This is a genomic window from Okeania sp. SIO2B3 (assembly GCF_010672525.1).
Lineage (GTDB): Bacteria > Cyanobacteriota > Cyanobacteriia > Cyanobacteriales > Microcoleaceae > Okeania.
Genome location: NZ_JAAHGH010000098.1, coordinates 22246 through 28711, shown reverse-complemented (window position 1 = coordinate 28711; position 6466 = coordinate 22246). Strand labels below are relative to the sequence as shown.

The following is a 6466-nucleotide window of genomic DNA, read 5'->3' as shown; positions in this document are numbered from 1 at the left end:
TCAGCACTATCTCCACCTTTCTCAAGAGTCTTTGCAGAGTAAAGATTATCTCCACCTAATACTGGTAAATTCCCTTGATTAACCTGAACTATTTCCAGAGCTTGATCTAAATAACCTGAGCCGGGAGCTAGCATTAACACATTTGCTGAATCTTTTACCCTATTCAGAACTTTAGTTGCTTTCCCACGCCAATCTTTAGGATTTTTTGACCATGTATATAGATCGCAATCTGGGTCTTCTATAATATTCAATTCCCCTATATCAGAGATAAATTCTCGACGTAGTGATTTGCTGTAGTTGCTATCTGAGTTATAAAACACCACTGCTTTTAGTGAGTTTAACTGAGTCTGAGCATATTTTGCTAATGCTTCTGCAGCTGCTCGATCGCTAGGTACGGTACGAAAAAAATAAGGGGTGTTATCTGTGAGTTCAACAGAGGTACTAACAGGAGAAATAGATACAAGCTGATCATTTTGGTAAATCTTGGTTGTTGCTATGGAAGTGTCACTTGAGTAATGTCCAACTACTCCTAGTATTTCCTTTCTCTTGGCTAACTCTGTGGCAACTTCTTCCGCAATTTTTGTACCGTTATTAGAGTCATTATCATCATCATCAGCAATTGCTATTTTCAACATTCCTTCAGCACCCGATCTAGAAAAATTCCAATCATACTGGGCATGAGCAACTCCACGCAAAATTTCTAGAGAACTATTCAAATTACTACTAATTGGCATAGATACAGCAATAACATGGTAAGGTTTTTTACTCTTTTCAACTTCTAGGTTATTCAGAAAAATTCGTGCTTCTGGATCGTTAGTTTTTGATTCCAGGTAATTAGTTAAAGTTCTAAATGCTCGATCGTAATTCCTATTAGCAATTGAATTAATTCCTCTTTCTCTTTCAGGTCTAACATCTTCTGGATTTGCTAAGGATTTCTCTCCAAATGTAATACGCTCTGAAATAGTGTCACCATTAAATTTAGGAGAATTTTCAGCACAAGAAATGACAATAAAGACTATGAAACTAAGGATTATTAGTCTTCGTAGTTTAACTCGTAATATCTTGTTCATAAATAAAAATAATAAAAATTGGCGTTTGTAAATTAGTGTATCAGGACTTAGGCAAAGGCACTATTTATAGAGTGCAAGTACTATTGGACAATAGTTATGAACGCTATATATAGCTTATCTGCGTAATTCCTATGTATGATATTAATCTTAATTACTTAGGAGTCAACCCACCCCTATTGCTCCGGTGGAGGGGAAAAAAGAAGAAGAAAGAAAAATACAGGACTTAGGCAAAGGCACTATTTATAGAGTGCAAGTACTATTGGACAATAGTTATGAACGCTATATATAGCTTATTTGCGTAATTCCTATGTATGATATTAATCTTAATTACTTAGGAGTCAACCCACCCCTAACCCCTCCCAAGAGGGGAACGACCGAGTCAGGAGTCAACCCACCTCTAACCCCGACCGTGGAGGGGAAAAAAGAAGAAGAAAGAAGAATACAGGACTTAGGCAAAGGCACTATTTATAGAGTGCAAGTACTATTGGACAATAGTTATGAACGCTATATATAGCTTATTTGCGTAATTCCTATGTATGATATTAATCTTAATTACTTAGGAGTCAACCCAACCCTACTGCTCCGGTGGAGGGGAAAAAAGAAGAAGAAAGAAGAATACAGGACTTAGGCAAAGACACTATTTATAGAGTGCAAGTACTATTGGACAATAGTTATGAACGCTATATATAGCCTATTTGCGTAATTCCTATGTATGATATTAATCTTAATTACTTAGGAGTCAACCCACCCCTCGCCCCTCCCCCGACCGTGGAGGGGAACGACCGAGTCAGGAGTCAACCCACCTCTAACCCCGACCGTGGAGGGGAAAAAAGAAGAAGAAAGAAGAATACAGGACTTAGGCAAAGGCACTATTTATAGAGTGCAAGTACTATTGTCCAATAGTTATTAGCGCTATATATAGCTTATCTGCGTAATCCCTAGAATATATGTATCAGGACTTACGCAAAAGCACTACATAAGGTGGCTCGCTCAGTTACGCTAGCACTTTTCATGTCGCGGAGCGAAACACACCCTACCAATAGCTACCAATAGCGTTCATGCGTAAGTCTTATGTATGTATAAACAAAGAACTGGAAAAAGTCTTTAAACCTCCTTTTGTCATAATTGACACTGGGCAGCGCGAGTTAGAATTAAGGCAAAATTTTCACCGTCGGTACTGAGGTGTCCCTTTGGAGCATCTATTGTAAACTGAAGGTCGTTCTTCTTGAAGTAACCATCGTCATCCTTATCTGTTCCCGTTTTCCATCCTACGGCGATCGCGAACCGTCGCCAAGCTCGAACATCATCTCGAAAAGCTTCTAGGGTATCCCCATTCTCATCAATTACTTGAAGTTGAGCAGTGTAGCCAAATTTGCCCTTCGATCTTTGTGTCCAAATTTGATTAATTCGCTCCAAATCTGGGCAAGAAAATTGCTCTGCTTCTGACACAGATATGTAAGAGTAATCCCCATCGCGATCGCCAATTTGGTTGATTAATTGCCAATTCTGTCGATCTGCCTTCTGCCATTGTCCTGCTTCTGCCAAAGCATCTAAACTATTGTACATTGCCTCCACATCTTTCCCCTGTCCCGCTTCTATGACTCCTTTTGAGAAGATAGAAGCAACACCAAACAAAGCAACACCAAGCAAAGCAGCAATACTAGCAGCAATTCCTAAAGGTTTATAAGAAAGTGGGCGTTTACCAATCTTCCTTAATTCGCCGATCGCTTCATCAACAGTTTGATAACGATTTTTCCAATATTCGGCAACCATTTTATCTAGAATTCGACCTAAATTATTACTCACATTAACTTGATCTTTCCAAATAATTTCACCAGTGGATGGGTTTTCACGAAACTGATTTATCCGCATTCCAGTTAATACTTCAATACCTATCATTCCCACAGCATAAATATCGCTACAAAATTTAGGTTTACCTGCTGCTTGTTCGCTAGGCATATATCCAGTAGTTCCTACTGCTATTGTTGTAGTTGCATGACCCCCACTTGTCACTGTTAATACTTTAATTTCTTTCACTGCTCCAAAATCGATTAAGACAATTTTGCCATCAGATTTTTTCCGCATAATATTTTGTAGTTTTAAGTCACGATGAATTACATTTTGCTGATGTACATATTTTAAAACCTCTAAGATTTCAATTAATAGTTTAACGGTCTCATTTTCTGTAAATCTTCCTTGAAAATAAATCTCTTTTGCTAAGTCATTTCCTTCAATAAATTCTTGTACTAAATAAAATTGCCCTCCCTCTTCAAAATAGTTAAAAAATGTAGGTATTTGATTATGTTTCCCCAGGTTTTGCAAGGCTTTTACTTCTTTTTCAAATAATTTTTTAGCCACTTGAAAAACTTTCGGTCTGGGGTCTGATGGAGTTAGTTGTTTAACAACACATTGAGGATGATTGGGATGCTCTAGATCCGTAGCTAAATAAGTAGTTCCAAAACTACCCTTTCCTAACTCTGAAATAATTTTATAACGATGCTTAAGTATTCTGCTAGTCATTATTTTTAAGAAAGTTAATTTGTAAGCTATCAGCTATCAGCTATTGTTTCTGGTTTTAGATAATAGTTTTATTAACAAGACTTATGCAATTTTACTTTTAAACCACCATTTGTAGGGGCGAATGGTATTGGCCCTCCCTATATGTAGAGTCTCTGCGTAAGTCCTGATTAATTAACGCCAAATTAGAGCTTACTACAAAAGCTGACAGCTAATAGCTGTTTGGGCAGCATTCCGCAGGAAATGCTTACGTTAATTTTCATCTTTTACATCAGTTTCTATAGGCTAACTTTCGTTAAATTAACAATATTAAAATCGGAAATTTTGATAATTAGGGTTTGCTGAAAAAGTCTTTTAGTAGGGGTAGGAGACAGGAGACAGGAGACAGAATACAGGAGAAATGGGAATTAATTAGGAGGTAGTCGGAAAAATTTTAAGAGTGATTTTTATGCCATAATCGTCCCAAAATACTAGCGTGCATGAGCTTTTTGAGCTGAAAAGCTGGCACTTTTTTAGACAAAAAAATACTAAAACTAATATCAGTCAATACTTTGATATTTAATCAGCAAACCCTAATTAAGAAAATATACATATCAATATATCAAAAGAATTAATATCTCCTAACTCTAACCTCTAATTTTTGACTTCTAAAAACTTTTGTATGGGCGAATGCCATTGTATGGGCGAATGCCATTCGCCCCTACTTAATAAAAACCTCATACTCTGCCAAGATAAGAGAAAGAAAATCAATAGCAGGGGTAAGTTGGTAAACTGTCCCTCAACATTAGTAAAATTGCCCAAAATTCTCAGATACTAGATTTATAACCAATATTTTTAGGAAGCAGACAATGACTACATCAGTACAACCTCTCGACTCTCCCGACTCCTGGCAAATGAGCGATCGCGAACGTGCCAATCTTCAAAAAGTCACTCTCTACAACTCAGTTCAATCTCTCTCAGAAATATGGCCACTGGCTGCCAAACATTATAATCAGACCATCGCTCTCCATGACCCCCATACCAAACCAGAGGTCAAATTTACTTATGCAGAGCTAAACGAACAGATTCAAAAATTTGCTGCCGGTCTACAATCATTGGGGGTTGTCCCTACGGAAAATGAAGCATCAATACCTCCAAGAGTGGCCTTATTTGCTGACAATAGCCCTCGCTGGATGATTGCTGACCAAGGTATTATTGCTGCAGGGGGAGCAGATGTGGTAAGAAGTGGGACTGCGGATATCGAAGAATTGGCTTATATTCTTCAACATAGTGGCAGTGTGAGTTTGGTCGTGGAAAATTTGGCCTTGTTGAAAAAATTGAGCGATCGCCTACAAGACTTACCTATACATATAATTATTCTGCTGTCTGAAGAAGACCCAAACCCTGACGAAAGTCTACCTGTAGTTAAATTTTCTCAAGTCATTGCTACAGGAGAAGACCGCCCTCTCAAACCCACTAAGCAAAACCGCGAAACTCTTGCTACTTTGCTCTACACTTCTGGCACAACTGGCAAACCCAAAGGTGTCATGCTGACCCATGGCAACCTGCTCTATCAAATTAATGTTCTCGGGGCACTTATTCAACCTAATCCAGGAGAATGCTCCCTAAATATCCTACCAACTTGGCATACTTTTGGTAGGACAGGAGAATATTTTTTCCTCTCCCAAGGTTGTACCCAAGTTTATACTAATAAACGTTCTCTGAAAAAAGACTTCCAAGAATATAAACCCCACTACGTCACCAGCGTGCCTAGAGTTTGGGAATTAATTTATGAGGGGGTACAAAAACAACTACGAGAACAACCAGCTAATAAACAAAAGTTAGCTCAATTTTTTCTAGGCGTAAGTCAACGTTACATAGAAGCTAGGCGTATTAGTCAAGGATTAGTTTTGCAACTTGACCCACCATCTCAGTCTCAGAAATTGCTAGCTACTTTACAAAGTTGGATATTATTACCTCTTCATCGTCTGGGAGAAAAAATCATTTATCAAAAAATCCGCCAAGCTACTGGAGGTCGCCTGAAATTTGCCATAAGTGGGGGCGGTTCTCTAGCAATGCACTTAGAAAACTTCTTTGAAATAGTTGGTATAGGTTTATTGGTAGGATATGGTTTAACCGAAACTTCTCCAGTTTTAACTGTTCGACACTATTGGAACAATCTCCGGGGGTCTGCTGGTAAACCGATTCCAGCTACTGAAATTAAAGTAGTAGATCCAGAAACTAACAAAACTCTGACAGTTGGTAATAAAGGTGTGGTTTGGGCACGGGGGCCACAAATTATGGCTGGTTATTATCAAAATCCCGAAGCGACTGAGAAAGTTATTGACTCCGAAGGTTGGTTTAATACTGGTGATATAGGTTGGATCACCCCAGAAAATGATTTGGTATTAACTGGTCGGGCAAAAGATACAATTGTTCTGACTAATGGGGAAAATATTGAACCTCAGCCCATTGAAGATGCTTGTGCCCGCAGTCAATATATTGACCAAATTATGCTAGTGGGGCAAGACCAGAAATTTTTGGGTGCTTTAGTCGTGCCTAATATTGAAGCAGTGGAACAATGGGCTATTCAACTCAATCCTTCAGAATCTCAACCACAGATTGATTGGGAAAGTCAGACCATTCAAGAATTGTTCCGCCAGGAATTGAATCGGGAGGTAAAAAATCGCCCCGGATATCGGCCCGATGACCGTATTGGACCTTTTCGCTTGATTCTGGAACCGTTTACGGTAGAAAATGGCATGACAACCCAAACGATGAAGATCAAACGTCCCATTGTCACGGACCATTACCGCGATATGATTAACAAGATGTTTGATTGAAATAGCATTCAGCAGTCAGCGGTCAGTGGTCAGCTCTCAAGGCATAAAATGGGGAGT

Annotated in this window: 4 protein-coding genes; 2 read left to right on the top strand and 2 right to left on the bottom strand. The window is 38.7% G+C overall.

Translation table 11 applies throughout. The annotated features are described in order from the left end of the window. The coding region (locus F6K15_RS31415) for an ABC transporter substrate-binding protein (RefSeq protein ID WP_293069058.1) at positions 1 to 1070 on the bottom strand (1070 nt) is incomplete at its 3' end. 307 nt (positions 1071 to 1377) lie between these two features. On the opposite strand from F6K15_RS31415, the gene F6K15_RS31410 reads away from it, so the two are divergent. Further along, positions 1378 to 1584 (top strand): hypothetical protein, encoded by a 207-nt coding sequence (locus tag F6K15_RS31410; protein WP_293069055.1) that lies wholly within the window; start codon positions 1378 to 1380, stop codon positions 1582 to 1584. Positions 1585 to 2189: 605 nt separating this feature from the next. Here F6K15_RS31410 and F6K15_RS31405 read toward each other — a convergent pair. Then, positions 2190 to 3590, bottom strand: a complete 1401-nt coding sequence (locus F6K15_RS31405) for a serine/threonine-protein kinase (protein WP_293069052.1) — start codon at positions 3588 to 3590, stop codon at positions 2190 to 2192. Positions 3591 to 4480: 890 nt separating this feature from the next. Here F6K15_RS31405 and F6K15_RS31400 point away from each other — a divergent pair. Then, positions 4481 to 6409 (top strand): AMP-binding protein, encoded by a 1929-nt coding sequence (locus tag F6K15_RS31400; protein ID WP_363269110.1) that lies wholly within the window; start codon positions 4481 to 4483, stop codon positions 6407 to 6409. The last annotated feature ends 57 nt before the right edge of the window (positions 6410 to 6466 follow it).